This is a genomic window from Paenibacillus sp. 01T422, from assembly GCF_056398785.1.
In genome coordinates this window covers 1-2,347 of sequence record NZ_JBFTQB010000965.1, presented here as the reverse complement: position 1 = coordinate 2,347, position 2,347 = coordinate 1, and the positions used below count along the sequence as shown (strand labels likewise).

Sequence of the window (2,347 nt, the reverse complement as noted above, 5' to 3'; positions counted from 1 at the left end):
CAGTGAAATGGTTTAACGCAGAGAAAGGCTTTGGATTTATTGAAATGGAGGGCGGAAATGACGTATTCGTTCATTTCTCCGCAATTCAAGGGGATGGATTCAAATCGTTGGACGAAGGACAACGCGTTGAATTTAATGTAGCTCAAGGCAACCGCGGTCCTCAAGCCGAAAACGTTGTAAAACTGTAATTCACAGTGAACTGTCCTTACCAAGTGTTAAGGGCAGTTTTTTTATCTAAGGAGGAGAGAAAACTATGTATTTTCGAAGAAAATCGTTAGAGGATCTCATTCATGAAAACACGAAAGTCTGGGCATGCGATAAAGAAGATTGTAATGGGTGGATTCGGGACAATTTTTCGTTTGAGTACGTCCCCACTTGCCACCTCTGCCTTTCTCCCATGATTAGTAGCTTGAAAATGCTCCCTATCATTTCTAACTCCAATAAAAATATGAAGTCTCTTCATAAAGGCAGACTAATCTCCTAGTCAGTTTATGGCATATGAACTGGCTACCGCTTTTAAGACTTTTTTCATACAAATAGACCTCTACTCTCCCCAAATGTTCATTTGAGTTGCTCCCACGTTAAAGATTCATATAATATAACGTAATTCAACTTACTTTTTTTGTTCCAGTAGCCCAGTATATGGACAATTAGCCCGAATGAGAGTGTTAGTATGCAAGGAATACAGCTAATCGCCCTCAAAAGGACTCCCAGCCGTTGAGTCTTTTGCTTTTGCTGAGACACAGATATCTCACTAAGTACACAGGGTTTGCAGACAAAAGCAGCCAATCTGAGCAATTTAAAGATTGACAAAAGTAATGAAAGGGATGATATATCATAATTGGAGAAATGATTCTATACAACCGACCTGTAAGGACAATTAAGAAGAGTTCGTGGTTGATAATGATTTCCTGCGTTTTTTCTTCATTTTTCTTCACTGTTTGGGGGGGATGCCTTTTGTTTGGTTGCCTCCTTTACATGGCCTTTTCGAATCGAAAGGTCAGAAACCTCTTGGTAATTTTAGGAAATTCACTACTAAAAATGGCTAAAGCATAAAAAGCTCGATCTATCTATCAAGAAAATCCAAAGAAGTGTGTGGAAAGAATCGTAACAAAATATGGGTTAAATTGGGTTAAAAGTTAAGTTGATTTAAGGTTAGTTAATCTTATTGCTGCGCTGTTGCTGTTGTTTGCTGTGGCACAAATGAATCCTTTTAATTAAAGGATTTTTTTGCGATTTATTGGGGTAGAACATGCCTTGCCTCTAATTTCCACATCTGCCACCACTTTTTTTCTTGGCTTCTCGTATTTSTCTAAGAGCCTCCATCAACTGCTGATCTCGTTTGTGTATCTTTGCTGCTRTGGCTTGCTGTTGCGRTGCTGCGGTCATTGCCGTTTCGTTTTGGAATTCAATGTTTTTGGCATAKAATCGGCTTAGAGCGCAGGCCCCTATACATAGGAAGCATCCTTTTCCGAGTCGTCATTGCCGAGAAGTCAGCAAAAATAATAAGTTCTAAAAGTACGCGTCTGGGGTCCCCCTTAATATTATGCAGAAATAGCAGCAGCCCTGAATTAAAGTCCACGAGCTGCTRCTGTTTTAGTTGAATTAAATTACGAAGCTATTGCCGTTAACACGTGATAATAATTAATTATTTTCAACCCTTTTGAAGTTCCATATTTATTGAAAATTTCCTCTATATCTTGTAAGCATTTCTGCCAAACAATTTCTTTTAGTTTTTGGTTCTGCCCAAAGCATTTTTTAATAAGAACATCTTCTGGTGTAGAAAGATATTCAATTTCTTCAAGTAGCTCTACTCTAATATCCGTTAAACTACTTCCATTTTTTTCTTTCAGATCTCATCCTCTCCATCTAACTGCCTCATCTACTTTCATACGCCTTCGACAGTAAAAACTTTGACTTGGTTTGCAGCCTCATCCAACGAATATTAGCCGGATATGAGTTTCGTAGCCAAAGAAAATCCCCTCCAAGTTGTACTCAAGCCCTTATGGTACCATAAGGGCTATTTTGAGTGTCTACTTAAAGGGGATATTACCAATAATGAGTGGGCGCTTGATTAACCTATTTTAGCAAATCCTTATAATAAATACTCGCGAGCTTTGAAGTATTCGTATCTGATACCGTTGAAGCAAATCCAAAGCATAACCGAGCATTAGAAGGATCAGCTGGATTAGGAACTTGAACAGCCATTCCTTCGGGTTCACGATAAGTCAGCGTGTACCCAGCTTTCGTTAATTGACGATCTACCTGCGCACCTGTGTTTAAATCGAGCAGCGTAATATACGTATTGCCCGTTAGCCGTTCATGCAGCGCAAGACCAGCGCTGCAC

General features: G+C 39.3%; 4 protein-coding genes. 2 read left to right on the top strand and 2 right to left on the bottom strand.

Annotated features, from left to right (window positions below):
* Window positions 1-2: 2 nt before the first annotated feature.
* Complete coding sequence (locus AC1DUA_RS34170) at window positions 3-188, top strand: cold-shock protein (RefSeq protein WP_477503973.1); 186 nt, start codon at window positions 3-5, stop codon at window positions 186-188.
* A 65-nt stretch (window positions 189-253) separates the two neighbouring features.
* Window positions 254-484, top strand: coding sequence for a cold-shock protein (locus tag AC1DUA_RS34165; RefSeq protein WP_477503972.1), 231 nt, complete (start codon window positions 254-256; stop codon window positions 482-484).
* 779 nt (window positions 485-1,263) lie between these two features.
* On the opposite strand, the gene AC1DUA_RS34160 is transcribed toward AC1DUA_RS34165, so the two are convergent.
* Both AC1DUA_RS34160 and AC1DUA_RS34155 read right to left on the bottom strand, forming a co-directional pair.
* Window positions 1,264-1,389, bottom strand: a complete 126-nt coding sequence (locus tag AC1DUA_RS34160; RefSeq protein ID WP_477503971.1) for a DUF3967 domain-containing protein — start codon at window positions 1,387-1,389, stop codon at window positions 1,264-1,266.
* A 690-nt stretch (window positions 1,390-2,079) separates the two neighbouring features.
* A partial coding sequence (locus AC1DUA_RS34155; RefSeq protein ID WP_477503970.1) for a hypothetical protein occupies window positions 2,080-2,347 on the bottom strand: 268 nt, incomplete at its 5' end.

What these genes read in the sequence shown, in the direction of transcription:
- AC1DUA_RS34165 (WP_477503972.1), top strand. Translation starts at nt 254, where the DNA reads ATGTATTTTCGAAGAAAATCGTTAGAGGATCTCATTCATGAAAACACG.